15 protein-coding genes and 4 pseudogenes are annotated in these 19,817 nt (G+C 33.4%); 2 read left to right on the forward strand and 17 right to left on the reverse strand.

The genetic code is table 11. The features are described 5' to 3' along the window. Positions 1-576: 576 nt before the first annotated feature. The 17 genes and pseudogenes from BM319_RS22995 to BM319_RS23075 all read right to left on the reverse strand — a co-directional run. On the reverse strand, positions 577-1,170 hold the full coding sequence (locus BM319_RS22995; RefSeq protein WP_069032884.1) for a DoxX family membrane protein: 594 nt from the start codon (positions 1,168-1,170) through the stop codon (positions 577-579). 88 nt (positions 1,171-1,258) lie between these two features. Then, entirely contained in the window at positions 1,259-1,696 is a 438-nt protein-coding gene (locus BM319_RS23000; protein ID WP_069032883.1) for a universal stress protein, read from the reverse strand. A 309-nt stretch (positions 1,697-2,005) separates the two neighbouring features. Beyond that, positions 2,006-2,428 (reverse strand): universal stress protein, encoded by a 423-nt coding sequence (locus BM319_RS23005; protein WP_069032882.1) that lies wholly within the window; start codon positions 2,426-2,428, stop codon positions 2,006-2,008. Between the two features lie 249 nt (positions 2,429-2,677). Next, positions 2,678-2,953, reverse strand: a pseudogene (locus tag BM319_RS23010) (stage V sporulation protein R); the annotation flags it as partial. A 182-nt stretch (positions 2,954-3,135) separates the two neighbouring features. Continuing rightward, positions 3,136-4,104 (reverse strand): carbohydrate kinase family protein, encoded by a 969-nt coding sequence (locus tag BM319_RS23015; RefSeq protein ID WP_091024855.1) that lies wholly within the window; start codon positions 4,102-4,104, stop codon positions 3,136-3,138. A gap of 71 nt (positions 4,105-4,175) precedes the next feature. Beyond that, the gene (locus BM319_RS23020) at positions 4,176-5,651 is read right to left on the reverse strand and encodes a glycoside hydrolase family 32 protein (RefSeq protein ID WP_091024857.1); all 1,476 of its coding nucleotides are present in this window, start codon (positions 5,649-5,651) and stop codon (positions 4,176-4,178) included. 63 nt (positions 5,652-5,714) lie between these two features. Continuing rightward, positions 5,715-7,172, reverse strand: a complete 1,458-nt coding sequence (locus BM319_RS23025) for a sucrose-specific PTS transporter subunit IIBC (protein ID WP_091024859.1) — start codon at positions 7,170-7,172, stop codon at positions 5,715-5,717. A gap of 129 nt (positions 7,173-7,301) precedes the next feature. Further along, positions 7,302-8,294, reverse strand: a complete 993-nt coding sequence (locus BM319_RS23030; protein WP_286143888.1) for a LacI family DNA-binding transcriptional regulator — start codon at positions 8,292-8,294, stop codon at positions 7,302-7,304. A 433-nt stretch (positions 8,295-8,727) separates the two neighbouring features. After that, positions 8,728-9,009, reverse strand: coding sequence for a reverse transcriptase family protein (locus BM319_RS23035; protein WP_175403457.1), 282 nt, complete (start codon positions 9,007-9,009; stop codon positions 8,728-8,730). A gap of 719 nt (positions 9,010-9,728) precedes the next feature. After that, positions 9,729-10,142 carry a hypothetical protein gene (locus tag BM319_RS23040; protein WP_091024863.1) on the reverse strand — a complete coding sequence of 138 codons (414 nt, stop codon included), beginning with the start codon at positions 10,140-10,142 and terminating at the stop codon, positions 9,729-9,731. Between the two features lie 309 nt (positions 10,143-10,451). Then, positions 10,452-11,084, reverse strand: a pseudogene (locus tag BM319_RS23045) (SpoVR family protein); the annotation flags it as partial. A 191-nt stretch (positions 11,085-11,275) separates the two neighbouring features. Then, complete coding sequence (locus tag BM319_RS23050) at positions 11,276-13,780, reverse strand: Ig-like domain-containing protein (protein WP_091024865.1); 2,505 nt, start codon at positions 13,778-13,780, stop codon at positions 11,276-11,278. A 62-nt stretch (positions 13,781-13,842) separates the two neighbouring features. Beyond that, on the reverse strand, positions 13,843-14,322 hold the full coding sequence (locus BM319_RS23055; RefSeq protein WP_091024867.1) for a hypothetical protein: 480 nt from the start codon (positions 14,320-14,322) through the stop codon (positions 13,843-13,845). Between the two features lie 257 nt (positions 14,323-14,579). Beyond that, positions 14,580-15,212 (reverse strand): annotated as a pseudogene (locus BM319_RS23060) (SpoVR family protein); the annotation flags it as partial. A gap of 15 nt (positions 15,213-15,227) precedes the next feature. Beyond that, positions 15,228-16,166, reverse strand: coding sequence for a hypothetical protein (locus tag BM319_RS23065; RefSeq protein WP_139226564.1), 939 nt, complete (start codon positions 16,164-16,166; stop codon positions 15,228-15,230). Positions 16,167-16,750: 584 nt separating this feature from the next. Beyond that, the gene (locus tag BM319_RS23070; RefSeq protein ID WP_091024871.1) at positions 16,751-17,836 is read right to left on the reverse strand and encodes a DUF4236 domain-containing protein; all 1,086 of its coding nucleotides are present in this window, start codon (positions 17,834-17,836) and stop codon (positions 16,751-16,753) included. A gap of 144 nt (positions 17,837-17,980) precedes the next feature. Next, positions 17,981-18,613 (reverse strand): annotated as a pseudogene (locus tag BM319_RS23075) (SpoVR family protein); the annotation flags it as partial. A gap of 556 nt (positions 18,614-19,169) precedes the next feature. On the opposite strand from BM319_RS23075, the gene BM319_RS23085 reads away from it, so the two are divergent. Next, complete coding sequence (locus BM319_RS23085; protein ID WP_069033017.1) at positions 19,170-19,352, forward strand: hypothetical protein; 183 nt, start codon at positions 19,170-19,172, stop codon at positions 19,350-19,352. A 77-nt stretch (positions 19,353-19,429) separates the two neighbouring features. After that, on the forward strand, positions 19,430-19,774 hold the full coding sequence (locus tag BM319_RS23090) for an SdpI family protein (protein WP_091023754.1): 345 nt from the start codon (positions 19,430-19,432) through the stop codon (positions 19,772-19,774). The last annotated feature ends 43 nt before the right edge of the window (positions 19,775-19,817 follow it).

Consider the following 19,817-nt stretch of genomic DNA (forward strand, 5'->3'; position numbering starts at 1 on the left):
ATTTAATTTTTTTGTAAGATGACTAATTGCTATAACTCTTTCGTTACGAACCAACACTTTCCCATGGATTATCTTGGTTCGTATAAACGATATATCCTTCATAAATACCTGGATAGGTTAATGACATCTGCTCCATATTAAAAATTGCTTTTTCGATTCCCATTTATCCAGTCCTCCAGAAAACAAAATTTAATATTTTGATAGAATTTAATCAGGTTCCGATGTGTTCTAGCTGAAATTTACTGAACTGATAATCTATCAAATTTCGACCTCATTCGAGCTCCTTCCCCATTTACTATTATCAGTATACATTATCAGAATTTTCGAATATAATTAGAAATTTTGATAATAACGGTGAATTATAAGATTTTCTTATATTTCAGATGAAAAACTTATTTATTTATACAGAAAACTCGCCGATTGGTGAATACATAGGCGTTGTTTCACTTTAAATTCCTAAAATTGGAAAAATAAAAACCACCTAAAAATGAACTGCACCCCGATTGTTAGACACAGCTAACAATCAGGGTGCAGTTCATTACAGGTGGTTTTAGTCCTTTTCTGTTATCTCATTAATTACACTTTATTAATAACTTGTTTTGTTTCTTTTATATCCATTTTTTCCCATGGTGTTCCTAAAAACGGTAGTGTCCATCTATCTAATCCATACCATCCCGCAACTTTCCATCCTAATACTAACCAAGTAGCTAGAATAAACAAAAGGGGGTTAGTACTAAGCGTTCCAGCAAATAAATAGCTTACACTCATTAAACTACCAAAAAAAGCAGCAATTCCAGTTAGTAAACCTAAAATTAGTCCTAAACCTACAAGAACCTCACCATAAGCTATTAAATATGAAAAGAATTTTGCATTTGGTAATACTGTGTGCTTTAAAAAACTTGCATACCAACCCGTTACATCTGGATGAGGAACATTAGAATTAGCTTTAGCTAAAGCACCTTGAGTAAAGCCTTTTACTACAGCTCCAGCTTTTGCTCCAGTCCAAACATCTGAATTTATTTTATCCCATCCAGCTGAAAACCATTCGTACCCTAAGTAAATACGTATAACTAACCAAATCCAAGCAGATTTACTACTGTTAAATAAAAAATTAGAAACAGGATTATCAGAAACAACAACTTCATAGCTTCCAACATTTTTATTTTTCATTGCTTCTCGCCCTCCTGAGCGTTTTCTTATTTTATAATTTAGACATAGAAAAAAAGCACATCAAGTTTAATCAAATTTAAAAAGATTATTATTTAATGATAAATACTGGGCAATTCACCTTTTGTACTACATAATGACTGACACTGCCTAAAAACAACTCTTTTAAATTACTTAGACCACGACTACCCATCACAACAAGGTCAGCATTATTACTATTAATAAAATCCACAATCGTACAAGAAGGAATACCTTCCAAAACGAATGTTTCTGTACGATTAGGAAGTTCTTCCAGCTTTTTATTTACTTCATTAAGTGCTATTTTCGCTATCTCATATTCTGTTTGGCGTATCTCGTCTATATTCAACGTACCGTAATTAGTAACATCAACAGGTACATGAAATACTGTGATGACATTCAATTCGATACTTTTATTTTGTTTTGCTAATGTGATAGCCCTGTCCAATGCTTTTTTGCTTAATTCAGAATTATCATATGGAACTACTATTCTTGAACATACATTTAACATCCTTTTCTTCCTCCTAAATATATTATCTAAACACTTCGATATAGTCCCAATAGGATCATATAATTTAGATGTATTCACTAAAACTACATTAGATTTGTAAAAGTAGTTCGATTCTTAATATACTTAAATTCTAAAGAACAGTTTTAATAGGTATTAAATTGACCTATATAGAAATAATTTTTGAGGGAAAAGTTAGTACAAAAATGTTTAAAAATCCTAATATGTAAAAATTATCAGCTTCAATTAGAATGATCTTTCTAGTAATTTCAAAATCTTTGTAAATACATACATAAATAAAATAGCACTCTATTATCTAACAATTAATACTGGGCAAGTAGCTTTTTGCAATACATAATGACTGACACTGCCTAGAAAAATTTCCTTTAATGTATTTAAGCCACGACTTCCCATCACAACAAGATCACCGCCTTCTTGCTTAACAAAATCCACAATCGTTTCAGCAGGGTTTCCTTCCAATACATATGTTTTTGACTTGTTTGGCAGTGAATTTAACTTTTTCTCAATTTCAATAAGTATTTCATTGGCTGCTAAGAGTTCTGCCTTACGCATCACACGATAGTAAGAAACGGTATATGGTATATCAATAACCATAATAACAACCAATTCGATCCTTTTATCCTGTTTTGCTATACTCATTGCCGTTTCTAGTGCCTTTTTACCTAATTCAGAATGATCATATGCAACTATCATTTTCGAGCATACAGATAACATATAGTTCACCTCTTTCCAATAAATCTTATTCTTGCTTTGAATTTAATATCACTTTGTAATTATAAATTTGAATGAATTTCATAATTTTATTAAGTGAAAATTTCATTAGATTGTTTGAAGATTTTAATATAGCAAAAAAATAAAAAACACCATTCTAATCGAATGATGTCTTTTGATTAATCTTATTAGTGAGACTTAAAGATTTTTATTCATTTAGCGCACTTATATATCCTTTTTTGTATTAAAGAATCAAATATACTTCCGATGAATATTCTTCCCATCATAACTAAACAACACAGACTTATTCTCAATGTTCTTCTCCAAATGTACCCCTCTACCCCACAACTGATGAATATACGGCATTACCTTCTCAACATCTAATTCCATATTTTCATAGGAATGCTTCAAATAAAGCTCCCCATTTTTTAAATAATCACCTTCTTGAACAACGATGTATGGGAATCCGCTATTAACCCTACTAACAACAAGTTGATTTCTTACATTTTCCCATGCCTTATCCGTAACTATAGGAAAATAAAAGTCGATTTTCATAAATTTGAAAATCGACTTTTTAATTTATTTGATTTGAAACATTACAATTATAATATTAAAAGAAATAATTTCATATATACAACTAAATTATTCCGTGAATATTAAAGTTAATAAGCATAATAATAGACCAGCAATTGCATTAATTAAACAATTTTTTATCCATTTATTAACTGAATAATTGTTTCACGATCTGGAAGGGAAGAAATTGCACCTTTACTTGTTGTTGTAAGAGCTCCACTGGCATTTGCAAATGTAAGGAATTCTTGATAGTTTTTCTCAAATAATTCCACTAAATTAACCTGAGTTGCTTTCTTCTCAAGCAATTTGAATAAAATCCCCCCAATAAAAGCATCACCTGCACCAGTTGTATCTTGTACTTCAACTTTGAATCCTTTTGATTCAAAGTTTTTATCATTTAAGTAAAGCTCCGCACCCTTTGAACCTTTTGTATAAATAATAGCCTTTACCTCACCCCTAAATAAAGTAGAAATTGCTTCTTCTACATCTGTAATATCAGTTATGAATTCGAGTTCTTCATCAGAAATCTTTACAATATGACTCAGAGGAATAAAATCTAAAATAGTATTTTTACATGCCTCGGGGTTTTTCCAAAGAGGAAGACGTACATTTGGATCGAAGCTAACAATTCCACCTTTTGAAATAATTGATTTTATTGCTTTTATATGAGCTTGCTTCATCGGACTTTCAACTAAATCAACGGAACAGAAATGAAGAATATCGTTTTTTGTAAACCATTCATCTTTAACTTCTTCCTCAGTTAGTAATAGATCGGCAGAAGGATTTCTGTAAAATGAAAAGTCACGATCACCGTTTTCCTGAAGGGAAACAAAAGCTAAGCCAGTATTAGCATCAGTTGTTCTTAAAACTTTATCTGTCTTGACGCCAACGGCCGATAATTGATCACATATAAAGTCACCAAAAGCATCTTCTCCTATTTTTGTAATCATGGACGCGCTGCCACCGTACTTAGCTACTGCTGCAGCGACATTTGCAGGTGCGCCACCAGGTGCACGCTCAAAAGAAGTAACATCCTTTAAAGGTCTACCTTTCTGTAAAGGAATAAAATCAATTAATACTTCACCGATTGAATATAATTGTCCCACTTTTCCACCTCATCATTTTTAAAGTCTCTACTTTATCAGCATCAAATTTAACATGTTAAAATTTTAAAAAGTTAATAATCCCATTTCACTGCTTGAAGTTTAACACTTCCACGTGATGCAAAGAAACGAATTCCAGTGCTTTCTTCTTTAGGGAAAATCCTGCTCGTGATTACTTCTTCACCATCATTTATGAAAATCTCAACTGAAGAAACATCGACAAACATATGAATCTTAATTTTATCTTGTTTTAATTCCTGACTACATTTCCTAATCGTTCCAAAAGGAGAATCAATTGTTTGTCCAGAAAAAGTACGATCGAGTATAACCTTTTTCTCTATAACATCATAGGTCAAAATTGTTTTTTCTTTTTTACTTGTCCTAAATTCAATCCCAAATTCAGATGCATCTATATTTTTAAATTCACAAATCATCTCATATGATGTTCCATCGAAGCTGTTAAACGTCTTTGATTCGCTATTAATAATGTTTACTGTTTTAGCTTCCTGTTTACGAAGTGATTCAAGCTCTCTCACTGGCCGTTGAATTAACTTCCCGTTTTGAATTGACAATTCTCGTGGAATTGTTAAACAATGCGCCCATCCATTTTGATCTGTAGGATACACAATTTCAGGTAAACCCATCCAACCTACTAAAATACGACGTCCAGATGAATCAATTGTAGTTTGAGGTGCATAAAAATCAAAGCCACGATCAAGCTCTATAAATTCTCCATGTTCCATAACTTTTTGCAGTAGATCTAATTTTTTACCTAGCACATATCCAGACTGATAAATATTCTGATACTTGTCTCCTTCTGGTTCTATACCTTGAGGTGAAAAAATGAGTACTCCTTGATTTTGTAATTCGAAGTAATCAGGGCACTCCCACATGTATCCAAATGAATCCATTTTTGTCCTAATTTCCCCTTCAAATGTCCATTTAAACAAATCTGGTGAACTATATAAAACTACACAGCCAGTTTTATTACTTCTTTGTGCTCCAATAATTGCATAAAACAATTCTCCTACCTTCCATACTTTTGGATCACGAAAATGATCTGTGTATCCATGTGGTACGTCAGAGATTACAGGGGTATCTAGTTTTGTAATCCCCCCCTTTTTACCCATTATAGCAATGCATTGATAAGGATGTCTTACCCAATGTTCATCACGTGTATTTCCTGTATATAATAAATACAAATTATTCTTATGTTCTATTGCAGACCCTGAGTATGCTCCATGACTATCGTAGTAGTTATTCGGCTTTACTCCAATTCCAACGTTTTCCCAATGTACAAGGTCCTTTGATTTAACATGATACCAATATTTTAATCCATGCACAGCACCAAGTGGAAACCACTGATAAAACAAATGGTATTCCTCATTAAAATACGAGAATCCATTCGGATCATTTAAAAGCCCTGTGTTTGGTTGAATATGAAAAGATTGCCTCCATGGACAATTATCTACTTTAGATTTTAGTACAGCCAATTCTTCATTACTAACTTCTTCTAACTGGCGGTAAAGTAGTTCTTTTGTCCACTCCATTTTTTTCACTCCTTTAAATTAATAGAGGGGAAAATTTAAATTCCCCCTCTTCTTTCGAAGCACTTACGAATAAATTGCTTTTTCGGATGACATTTTAGTAGCAGTTATTCTTTCATCTCTTTTTGCTAGTACCAGTGTTACAATAAATGCTATCGAAAAAGATATCACCATTCCAACAATATACGGAATAATGCTTGTAGGTTTTATCGAAATAATACCAGGGATACCAGCTGCTCCGAGCGCAACTGCTTTTACTTTATATAACGTTACAAATGAAGAACCAGCAGACGATCCAATTATTGCACCTATAAATGGATACCTTAATTTTAAATTAATTCCAAACATTGCAGGCTCAGTAATTCCTAAAAGTGCTGAGATACCACTAGCCGAGGCAGTACTTTTAACTTTTTTATCTCTTGTGGTAAGAAAAATGGCAATTGTTGCTGCACCCTGTGCTACATTAGACATTGCTGCAATTGGAAATATGAATGATCCTCCTGTTTTACCAATATCAGCTAATAATTGTGTTTCTACTGCAATAAAACTGTGATGCATTCCAGTTATAACTATTGGTGCATAGATAAGGCCAACTATGGCTCCACCAATAAATCCAGTTGTATCGTATAACCATATTAAACCATCCGTTAATAAGTTACCTGCTGTGCGTGTAAATGGTCCAACTACCGTGAAAGTTATAATACCTGTAATAAAAATAGTAAGTAATGGAGTTAATAGATTGTCTATTGCTGAAGGAATTACTCTTCGCAAGTTTATTTCTATTTTAGCAAGAATAAAAGATGAAACGAGAACTGGTAATATACTACCTTGATACCCTACCTTTTCAATCTCGAAACCAAAAATCTTCCATACCGGAATATCATTTTTTATTAATGCCGCACCATAACCGTATCCATTTAGTAAGTCCGGATGAACCATTAACATCCCAAGTACCGCACCTAGATAGGGATTTCCTCCAAAACGTTGCGTTGCTGAAAAACCAATTAATATTGGAAGGAATACGAATGCTGCATTAGCGAACGTATTAATAAGTGAAGCTAAATCTGCAAGTGCAGGATTAGCTTCCACCAATGACTTACCCTCAATAATTAAATTCTGTGCCGTCAACACATTGTTAATCCCCATTAGTAAGCCTCCAGCGACAATGGCTGGGATAATTGGAACAAAAATATCTGAAAGCATTTTCACAAAACGTTGAAGTATATTCATTTTCTTTGTACCAGCATCTTTTACATCTTTAGTTGACATTTCTGAAATGCCAGCTAACTTTGCAAGCTCTTTATATACTTCATTTACTATACCCGCACCAAATATTATTTGATACTGTCCACCCGTAGAAAACGTCCCTTTCACTTCTTCTAGTTCATCTAATTTTTTTTGATCAATAATTTCTTCATCTTTTAATACTAGTCTTAGACGTGTTGAACAATGAGCCGCGGCAGTTATGTTCTCTTTTCCACCTATTGCTTCGAATGTCTCTTCTGCAATCTTTTTAAAATCCATAATAAATACCTCCTTTTTTTCATTGGAACCGGTTCCGAAATACATTAAAAAAACAAAACACCTGGTTTGATACTCAAAAGGAACCGGTTTCAAAATAAATCATATTTTTTGGAACCGGTTTCAACTTGATTATAAAATATTAACAATTCGATTGTCAACGCTTTCTCTTTCGATTAATTTAAATTTCGAATGTGTAACTTTATTGACATCTTCCCCATTAACTAATTTAACTATATTCCTAGCGGCCACTTGACCTGCATCTTTATAAAAATACTTAATAGTGGTTAATCCTGGATGAATCACCTCTGTAACATCGTATCCACCAAATCCTGTAATTGATAAGTCTTCGGGAATCCTTAACCCTTTTAAAGATGCAGCTTTTAAAACTCCAAGTGCTATATTATCTGTTGCGCACACTATAATTGAAGGTTTATATTTTTCAATTATCAATGTGGCCTGTTTTAAAGCTTCCATCATGCTAAAACTTGTTTCATGGAATCTTACATTGCAATCTACTACTTCCTCTAAAGCTTTTTTAAATCCTTCTTTACGTCTAACACCTACAGCAATATCTTTTTCTGTAACACCTAGGAATGCAATGTTACGATGTCCCTTTGACAAAACATATTTACCCATCTCGTAACCAGATTCGTAATCTTGATGAATTAAACTATATATTTCGTGATGGAGTTGACCAACTAAGATGACAGGTATTTGTATTTTTTTAAACGCCTCTAAATGCGCATCTGTTATCTGTGTAGCCATCAAGATTATTCCAGCTACTTTTTGTCTTGCAAAGCCATAAATGCTTTCAAGCTCTCGGTCTAAATCCTGACTAGTATTTGATATAAGCATTTGACAATTTAAAGCCCTTAATTCCTCATCAATTCCAATTAATGTTTTAGCAGCCGCATATGAATCTAGACGAGGAATAACTGTGCCTATAATATTTGTTCTCTTTGCTTTGAGACTTTGTGCGAAAGTATTTGGAATATACCCAGTGTTTATAATAACATTTTCAATCTTTCTTTTTGTTTCTTCACTAACTGATCCTCCGTTAAGATAACGTGATACAGTGCTCTTAGCAACCCCAGCTAGTTTGGCAATATCAGAAATTGTCATTTCCTTCACTCCCATTAGTTGAATTTTTTCTCACAAGCATTTAACCTACCATTAGTAAATACAGAACAAACGTATGTGCTAAAAAAATTGTATTATATAATCTACTTTTTTTAAAGCTTAATTAATACTCACAAATTAAAATCAAGTATCGTTAGCCAATCCAATTATAAGTGAAAATTTAGGAGATATGACAAACTTGTCTATTATCACAATTTATACAGCAGTAGCAAAAATTGAAAAATCTGTCGTGCTACAATTGTTTTAACTTGTTAAATATTAATTATTGCTATTCCCAAAAACACATACTTCCCCATTATTCTTTACCAATAAGCTTACTTACCAACGTTATTTTGCCCAATTAATTAGATTAAAACAAATCTTGGATGGCTGTTTATATATTTTTTTAGATTTGTATTTTGTATTTTCATAGATTCTACAGTAATATTGTCGGGATTCCCAAAGGACGTTTCTTTCCATTCTTCTTTGGTATGTATACTCTTTTAACTGGTTGTGCTTGGTAAGTCTTTGCTTTCAACTTTTCAAGTAAAGACATGATATTTTCATGCAGGTTTGATTCATAGCTTTCTATTGATTCACCATCAATACCACCTGTTCCTTTATTCGCCTTAACTTGTTCAAAGCTTTGAGTTAATTTGCGGTCGAATAATAATTGACCATAAACACTGTGTAATTTAAATTTCCACTCTTGATTCATTACGTATTCCATGCCTTTCCTTGATGTTCATCCAAACGGTTTTACCTCGGTAACTTGATTGTTAACATTCCATCTTGTCCATGACTTGGAGTCATAGGTCGTTCCCCTTCCGTTCATTCGATGTTATGGTCATCAAACTACTTCTGTACTATGAGAATGTCTGACTTCTCTACCAGTTCATCATCACTTCGGATTTCCCTTATAGATTAGAACCCTGCCTGTTCGGTAAGGTAGAGACCTCACGGGGTCATCGCATTTTCCTTCAAGACATACCCTGCACCATCAAGTTATAAGCCACCTTTCCTCGTTCTGACTTCTAAAGAAAATGCCATTTTAGTGGGCTTCCTCACTCTTCGAAAAGTCGCTAACTTACTCCGCCCCCGTGCTTCACACTTCTTGCATTAGGGTCTATCTTTTCGTCTACGGGTCTCTCGATTTACCGCATCTCCTTCAGACAATACCTCACGATAATGCCCTAGATTAGACTTCTCGAGCTAGGTCAGTCTCCTCGAGGATGGATTTTCACCATCTGGAAGTCATTAATTTATCCTTCATTCAGTCGTCACACCGAGGTGTCGTCTCTGTCTAGATAAGCAAATGAAGGGCGCTGACTAAGTCAGCACCCTATGCGACTGCCCGTCGCACAAAAAGCCGCATATTAGCAGCTTGTGATCTTCAACTATTGCATGCGTTAGTTGAATAAGAATAGCTAATACATTTTACTTTTTCGATTTTAATATTATCGTTTCTTCTTTATTATCACCAAGTACTAAGCTTATCTTTGCTGTTTCATTTGACCGAGCATCTCTTATGCTATTGGTCCTGATTTCTATTTTTTTAGTATCAAATATCGGTTGACTCATTGTTTCTTTTAATTGAGTTGTGTTACCTGCAATGTTGAGAGTTAACTGATATGTATGAGCGTTAAATAAATCCATTCCCGATTTTTTATACTGAATTTGAAGAATATCTTTACCTGTGAGAGTTTTTTCACCGTGAATGTATAGTGCAGTATATTTGATATTCCAGTTATCATTTTCTCCTGTAAGAATAACTTTTTCCGTTTTATCTTGATTGGAACAACTACTTAAAATAATTACAACAAAAATTAATGCTAACCCTAATTTCTTCATCTTCTATCTCCTAATGTTTGTTTATTTACTTATACAGAGTAGTTACGATTAGTTACCATCTTTATTAGGATTAATTTCTACAATTAGGTCTATCATTCCTTCAATTTTAAAGTTGGGTTATTTTAGCCTTAATTTAATAGTATTAATAAGTTCATTTAAGTAAAAAGCATCTTAAATTAGTATAAATTAACACAAAAATATACGAATCCTTATGCAACTAAACTGCCATTTAGTTGAATAAGGTTAACTTACCAAAAAAGAATTTTATACTTTCTAATCCATTAAGAAAACCACCTAAAAAAGGTGGCTCTAAATATACTTCCGATGAATATTCTTTCCATCATAACTAAACAACACAGACTTATTCTCAATATTCGTCTCCAAATGAACCCCTCTACCCCACAACTGATGAATATACGGCATAACCTTCTCAACATACTTCACATCAAGTTCCATATTTTCATAGGAATGCTTCAAATAAAGCTCACCATTTTTTAAATAATCGCCCTCTTGAACAACAATATAAGGAAATCCGCCATTTACCCTACTAACAACAAGTTGATCTCTTACATTCTCCCAAGCTTTATCGGTAACCTTATACTCCTTACCTTGGCGCTGGAATAAATACATATCTTCTCGCATTACTAGTTCTTTAGTTAAGTAGTTTCGTATGAATGAGCTATCAGACTCTAACTCTCGCACTTCAAACATTTTTTCTCTTCCGCTGCCAGGTTTAACACCTAACTCACGCATTTCTTTTGTTGGATGATTGTATCGTTCTTCAATGTCTTCAAACATACGTAATCCTAAGTAATATGGATTAATGCTTGTTTTCGATGGCTGTACAACACCTGCGTTTAGTTTTGCGTATTCGATTGCTTCGTTTGAGTCGAGGTTCAGTTCGCGCATAATACGGATGTGCCAATAACTCGCCCAGCCTTGTTTCTCTCAAAGATCTTCTTTTTTCCAACAAAAAAATTTATTAGTATTAGTCCAGCAAACAAAGATTTTAACCAATCTGAAATCCAGAAAAAATGATTTTCCTTAATTTGTCAGTAGATGTTTTATATTTAGGGTTGAACAAAAAAGCAGTGGAATTGAGTTTCCACTGCTTTTCATATTTCATGCAGATTTTAATAGACCTTTACAGTTCTTGTTGCACTAATTAATCCTTTTGCATCCTTTACGGTTACATATAAATATGTACCGGCCTTTTGCTTTGGTATATTCACCTTAAATTCCCCATAGCTATTTGCTTTCGAAGTATAAACTTTTGTACTGATTTTTACTGAAGCAATTGCATACTTTTCCGTCTTCCCAGTAACTGTTGTTGAATAATACCTAACTGAACTCACCACCGGTATATTCGGTGCGACACGAGTAACTTTTAAGATGTTAGCATTACTAACTTTTCCAGCTACAGTTGCAGTTACATTAAATGATACCCCACTGTTTTGAATCGGTATCGACACTTTGAAATTCCCTACACTATCAGCCTTAGAAGTGTATGAATTTGTACCAATCTTAACTGTTACTACCGCATATTTTTCGGTTTTTCCAGTAACAGTTGCCGCTTTATTGTTGAGTGTGTTAACCACCGGGACATTCGGAGCAACTCTAGTAACCTGCATTTCTTTTGGTAAGCTTATATTACCTGCTGCATCTTTTGCAGTAATGCTCAATTTTACACCACTGTTTTGAGTAGATATCTGGACTGTGAACTTCCCGTAAGAGTCAGAAATGCTACTATATGATAATGTCCCCACTTTCACGGTAACCGTGGCTCCTTTTTCACTTACCCCTGTTACTGTAGTAGATTTGTTTGTTACCGTACTAACCACTGGAATATTTGGAGCAACTCTAGTAATCTGCATTTCCTTTGGTAAGCTTATATTACCTGCTGCATCTTTTGCAGTAATGCTCAATTTTACACCACTGTTTTGAGTAGATATCTTGACTGTGAACTTCCCATAAGAATCAGCAATGCCGCTATAGGATAATGTCCCCACTTTCACGGTAACCGTGGCTCCTTTTTCGCTTACCCCTGTTACTGTGGTAGATTTATTTGTTATCGTATTAACCACTGGAATATTTGGAGAAATTCTTGTAACCACCACATTTTTGGACTGACTTTGGTTCTGTGCAAGATCGGTTGAAGTAACAGAAATCGCTGTTCCACTATTTTGAATCGGGATCATAATGTTAAAAATACCATTTACATCAGCAATGGCGTTGTAAGTTTTATTACCTATAACAGCTTTAACAGTTGCTCCTACTTCCGTTTTTCCTGAGATTTTTCCATCTTTATTGGTAACAGGATTAACGATTGGTTCTGGCGGTGAAGTTTTATCAATCACCGTGGTAGTTACACTTGGACTTACATTATTTGCAGCGTCACTTGCAGTCACGTATAGAACTGTACCTGCTTTTTGCATTGCTATTGCAAAACTACCATCATTCTTTGCATAGCCATCAGAGACAATTTCTTCCCCATTTCTGATCGTGATCTTTGCCCCTGCTTCCGAGTTGCCGATGACTTCCTTTGATGCGTCAGTTAGTGGAAAATCAAAGGAAAGTTTTAACGAAGGTGCTGTCACATCCTTCACTGTTAATTGAATGATGTCACTCCTATTTTGATCTTGATCTTCTGCAAAAACTTTCATTATCGTGCCGGCTACTTGTGGTTGGAAATGTATTGAAAACATACCATCTAAAGCATAGGACGAACCAATGAGTGTTTCACCAGCAAACACTTTAATTATCAAGTTTTTGTCTGCATATCCACTAATACTAGTCGATTGATCAGTCATTTCAGTAGTTATAAGCTGTGGTGCGACTGGGAGTGCTCGGTGGATCACCGTAACAGTCTTAGCTTCACTCCTATTTCCGGACTCGTCTATAGCAATTACACGTACCTGTGAATCAGCCATTAATGTTTTAATTGCAATCGAAAAATAACCATTTTCATCTGTTACATCCTTACCGACTAATTCGCTACCAACCATCGCCACTACGGTGGATAATGGCTCGGCTGTACCTGTGATTGCTAGTTCAGTATCAGTCACTTCATTTACGCTAGGGACTTCTGGTGGCGTATTATCCATCACTGTCACTTTCGTCATTGGACCTGTTCTGTTGAAACTATCTCTTACTATTATCGATAAGACGGTTCCGCCTCGTTGGAGTTCGATTGGAACCTGAAAACTTCCATCCGGCAGTGAATTTCCCTCACCGATCTTCACATCATTATGGTAAATTTCCACAAGGCTGTCCGCATCAGTCATGCCATTAATAGATTGGTCATGATCGCTCACGCTTGTGACGAATACGCCCAATTCTCCTTTTGGGTAGCTATTTTCAAATGGTTTATATGTATTCGAAGAGATGTCTAACTTATCTCGATAATCGACAATTCCTTGGTTAATCTGACTGGAATCTGTCACACCCCAATAATTATTTTTCCCATCAAAGATTATCCCATTATATCCAGAGATTTTCACCTTTATTCGAGGGTAACCGAAGAAATTGTTTTCGTTAATAAAAATATTTGGATTTCCACCGTCAGGTTCTCTACTATTCAAGTTAATATCTGGAGCATAATGATCAATTGGATTGATAAAGGTGTTATTTTTTATCATCACTTTACCACTTCCATTATTAACATCTAGCGTTGCTTTTTGACTAAAAAAATTATGCTCGATCACAGAGTCCAAATTAGAGGACGAAAGAAAAATGGAACCGTTTCGATATTGGTTATGTCGTAGCGTAACATTTTTTTCATTGTGGTTACGAGGAAACCACCATTGTATGTAGTTTGATGAAAATGGTCGGCATACTCAATTTGAATCGTGCTGTTATTAAAATCAGTACCCTTTACATAAACATCTTGTAATAAAATGCGGTCTTGTTCCGTACCAACAGCCTGTAATTTACCTTTAACAGAGATCCATAACCCATTTTTTCCAATCAACTGTACACCAGGTTCTATGGTAAGCGTGACTCCCGGATAGATATCAATTATACCTGTTTGAATATAAGGGGATCCCTCTTTTGTTAATGTTCTGTTCTCGCTAATGACACCATAAATTTCGGTTCCGGTTGTCGTTTCAGCGAATTTTTTGGCTGGAAAAAGAGAAAAAAGCAAAAGTAAAACTATCAAAAGTTGGAAGTATTTTTTCATTGATTCGCTCCTTAATTTTTTAATTATATCTTAATTTTTATTGCTATCCTGTTCTTTTGCAAGATAAATTCACTTAAAATTCCAGAATATATACAAAAACTAGCGTTGGTCGACTATTTCACTGCCGTAGCTCAAATACCGAGAGTTTAAAATTTTAAATACCTAACAAAAAAATATAATCAGTATTCAAGCTGGCATCTTACCGAAAAAGAATTCTATACTTCTAAACATAAAAAAAACCACCTATAAAAGGTGGCTCAAATATACTTCCGATGAATATTCTTCCCATCATAACTAAACAAAACAGACTTATTCTCAATATTTGTCTCCAAATGAACCCCTCTACCCCACAATTGATGAATATAAGGCATTACCTTCTCCACATACTTCACGTCAAGTTCCATATGTTCATAGGAATGCTTCAGATAAAGCTCCCCATTTTTTAAATAATCGCCCTCTTGAACAACAATATAAGGGAATCCTCCATTTACTCGACTAACTACAAGTTGATCTCGTACATTTTCCCATGCCTTATCAGTAACTTTATACTCCTTGCCTTGTCGTTGGAATAGGTACATATCTTCACGCATGACAAGATCTTTCGTTAAGTAGTTTCGTATAAATGAACTATCAGACTCTAATTCTCTTACTTCAAACATTTTTTCTCTTCCGCTGCCAGGTTTAACGCCTAACTCTCTCATTTCTTTGCTTGGATTATTATATCGCTCTTCAATATCTTCAAACATTCTTAGTCCTAAGTAGTATGGATTAATACTTGTTTTTGATGGTTGAACTACTCCAGCATTTAGTTTTGCGTATTCGATTGCTTCGTTTGAATCAAGGTTTAGTTCACGCATGATGCGGATATGCCAATAACTTGCCCAGCCTTCCGTCTTCTAAAGATTTTAATTTCCCCACTTTCTAAAAAAGAATTGTACTTTAAACATTAGTTGATCAAACTTAGTAGACATTTTTCCTTCACCGAAATGTACAAAAACAGGATCCGAGTATGTAACTCCATATTCATGCTTTTGTATACTTTCTAAATAACTTGTAAGAGTAGTTTTTTCTAAGCGTTCTGAATATTGTTGGAATTCTTCTCTCCCTTCGTCTACACGCTCCAAATATTCTTGCTGATTTATAGTTTTCGATAAAAATGCTTTCTCATTTTCCATTATGTAAATTAATTCTTTTTGATTTATCTGAACGTAATACAATATATCTATATAAAATTTTATGAAATCTTTGAAGTCTTTTTCACTTTGTTTATTCTTAACTTGTTCGAACGCCTCTGTAAATCCTTTTTGTTGCTCACTATCTGAATCTCCAAATGCATTATTTAATTTCTTCACTTGTAAATCCATATCTAAAAAGCCCATATCATTAATTGCTATTGGAGATAAGTTATTGTATAGCTCTCCATTTTTAATTATTTCTTCTAAAGCGTCATTTGAAGGAAGTGAATCTATAGTAATATCTTCTAAAGTTATTTTATCTTTTTCTTTTAGTTTTAGTAGAATATTTCTAATTTGATCATTGTAAGTATCATTAATATTGTCTGCTTGGACTATTGCTAAATCTAATGCGCCTATTAAATTATTATTTTGATCTTTTTCATTAAAAGCCTCCTGTGTATATGTTGACAGCGTAAACCCTATAAATGTACTAATTAATCCAATCCATAATACAAAAAAAGGATTATCATTATCTACTACCTTCATATCCTGTAAATATTTTATTATAAAATGTACAATCATTAAAATTAGAAAAGTTGCAATAATAAAGATGGACGCAGAACTAATATGAAAAAGTGTAAAAGAAATATATACCGAAACCATTATCAAATGGGAAGTAGCCCATTTAATTAACCATTTTAAGTGAAAGAATATGTTGTTTAAATGGAAATTTAAATTCTCATTCTTAAATAAATATTTCAAAAATAAATGTATAACAACCACGTACCCTATTATTATTCCAAGAGATTCAAACGAATTCCATTTTCTAAAGTTTAATAAATTAACAAACAACAAATATATTAAAATGCTTGTATATATGTACATCTTGAATAAAAGGTTTTTTATTACTTCTGATATCAATTTGAAATCAAATTGGCGTACTGTATTATGTATATTTCTACTACATTTTTCAATCATCTGACCTAACATTACTTTCCCTACTTTACACAAAATTTTTATTTTAATTATCACTTAGCTAAAATTGCCTTCAGCAAAATTTAACTAGTTTAAATTAACAAATCTGGAATTTATTCCTACAATAGATAAATTATAACAAATTACATAATATTTTAAATATTAAATTTTTTCATAACAACAAAATAAAATCCCACCTTTAACGGGTGGGGGTTTATTTCTTCCAATTCAAAGAATAATGTATTAACATATTTTCATTTCTAACACTATTACAAGAACTACTTTATTATTAAAGGTTCTACTGCCACAAATCCTTTTGTTTTCTTAAAATCCATTTTGTGAGCAAAATTGTTCATGCTATCTGAACAATCAATCGCATCCATATTTAATGAATCGAGAGTTACTTGATCAAAGCATACCGAAAGAATACAGATACGTTCAGTATGCCCTGTAACTGAATTAGATACCGTATCATAAGCATGGACATATACTTCTTGTATCGGTAACAGTGCCAAACTATCTCTTGCTACACGTATGGCGGTGCTACATACATAGTCTTGTAAAATATCATAGTACTTTGTTTTTGTTAATGGTTTAATACTTAGTTTCCCAGTTTTTGTCAGCATTTTTTCTTCTTTTGGAACAACCTCTTTACCATTTACCTCAAATTCGACTTCGATTACTGTTGGACTTACAATTACTATTTCAAATTGACTACCGAATTCTAACAAATCATCAAATGGTTGCATTTCTTCAAAAACTTGTATGTACACATCTTCATCACCAGCTAGGATGTATTTTGCGGTTTGCTTCATGGATATTATTCGTTGACGGCTCTTTTCATCCTCTTGTCTAGCAATCTCGATTAATCGATCAAGTTCCGCTTCTTTCCTCTCAACTTTTTTAAACAGTTTTTCAAAGAATGATGCTTTAAACATTTGTCGGTTTTCCATTGCCTTTTTTTCATTTTGACCGATTCCAACTGGAACCATTTGGTCTGCAATACCATGCCAATCTATCACATCGTCTGCTTCAATATGAATAGAGTGGATACGATCAATGGTATTTTGATATGCTTCTACTTCCCACTTTGCTCGCTCAATTTCCTGTACTTTTTCAAGCTCCTTTTGTCTTCTAAGAATCTCGTTTCGCTTTTGATATGCACTTGATCGGCTACTTCCCTTTGATGAGGAAGTATAGGATAACCCTGTTCCTGGAATGCTTGCAGTAACCCGTCTTCCCGTACGACTGTTCACACTATAACGAAATCCCTTTACTCCAGCGCTCATCCCAATGCTTTTACTTCCAACATTTAAACGAACTCCTGGAGCGATTTTGATACTCTTTCGAAATCCGAAACCCATGCATTTCACTCCTATTTTTAGATTTTATTTTATTATACTTTAAGGAAGAAGACTTATTTCAGTCTGAATAAAAAAAATACTCAATCAATTAATATATTATTTTCCTTAACTCTTAAAAAGAAAAACCACCCATAAAAGGTGGTCTTAAATATACTTCCGATGAATATTTTTCCCATCATAACTAAACAACACAGACTTATTCTCAATATTCGTCTCCAAATGAACCCCTCTACCCCACAACTGATGAATATAAGGCATTACCTTCTCAACATACTTCACATCAAGTTCCATATGTTCATAGGAATGCTTCAAATAAAGCTCCCCATTTTTTAAGTAATCGCCCTCTTGAACAACGATATATGGGAATCCTCCATTTACCCGACTAACTACAAGTTGATCTCGTACATTTTCCCATGCCTTATCAGTAACTTTATACTCCTTACCTTGTCTTTGGAATAGATACATATCTTCACGCATGACAAGATCTTTAGTTAAATAGTTTCGTATAAATGAACTATCGGACTCTAATTCTCGTACTTCAAACATTTTTTCTCTTCCGCTGCCAGGTTTTACACCTAACTCTCTCATTTCTTTGCTTGGATTATTATATCGCTCTTCAATATCTTCAAACATTCTTAGTCCTAAGTAGTATGGATTAATACTTGTTTTTGATGGTTGAACTACTCCAGCATTTAGTTTTGCGTATTCGATTGCTTCGTTTGAATCAAGGTTTAGTTCACGCATGATGCGGATGTGCCAATAACTTGCCCAGCCTTGTTTCTCTCAAAGATCTTCTTTTTGACTAAGAATCTTCTATTAATTATTGAACATAATGACAGTTTAGTGAAACAAGGATTTAGAATAGTATTTATAGAAGTAATAGTGTTATTCACAAATTTTAGGGGGAGCTTTTTGAATAACAAGATTACTTTTATAATTTTAAAGATTTTAAGCTTAGTTTTCTGCCTGACCCCAGTCTTTATGAGTAGACTAAACATGTTTTCTGATATATCAAGGAAGACCCTTGAATCTCTATCTTTTTTGGGGTTAATTTTTCTAATTGTAGTTAATATCGTGGAATGGAAATTTAAAAGTAGAAAAACGAATCACGATTTTAAATGAAATCTTATTTCTTTAAAAAACAAAAATAACATTTATTCCAATTGCTATCATTATTGTCTTACTTAACACTTTTTTATTGAACTAACTCATACTTATGTTGAATAAGATCATTAGTCCAAATACAGCTTTCGTTATTCAACAAAATGGCAGGTTAGTTCAATAAAAAATCACATAATTATGGTAAAATATACCAAAGAGGTGATGGGAAATTATGAAAAAGAATTATACAGTTTTCTTTTTGTTATTGTTTGTTGCATCTATTGCTGGGGGTATGGCACTTAAAGATTATTTAGATTATTCAATGATTATAGGAGTTGGATTAGCTATGATATTTCTTTTTGCTTCAGTTTATTCTCTCGGAAAAAAGAATAGGGATAATAACTTTAATAACTAAATAGTTTATGCAATTAACGCAGTGCCTTAGTTGTATATCGGTAGGGGTTCATAATTTTACTAAATAGGGGTGAGAAAGTGGATAATATATCTTCATATTTTATCAGTTTATTAATTCCTTTTCTTATGGTTATTATTGGAGTTGTAAATAAAGTAAGGGCTCCCAAAAAAATCAATCATTTTTATGGTTATCGCACTTTTCGTTCTATGGCATCACAAAAAGCTTGGGATCATGCTCAAAAATTGTTAGGTTATTATTCCGTTAGATTTGGCATCTGTAATATTGCGATTGTGATATTACTTTTGTATCTTTTACCTTTTTCAGTGGATGTAGTTACGTTTATTAATATGGGGTTAAGTATAATTTTTTTATTTATTCCTATTTTCTTTATCGAAAAAAATTTAAAGAAAAACTTTCAGTAACATAACTTAGATTTTAAAAGTTCTTATTCAACTAAAGCATGCG

Source organism: Bacillus sp. UNCCL81 (assembly GCF_900112535.1).
Lineage (GTDB): Bacteria > Bacillota > Bacilli > Bacillales > Bacillaceae_G > Gottfriedia > Gottfriedia luciferensis_B.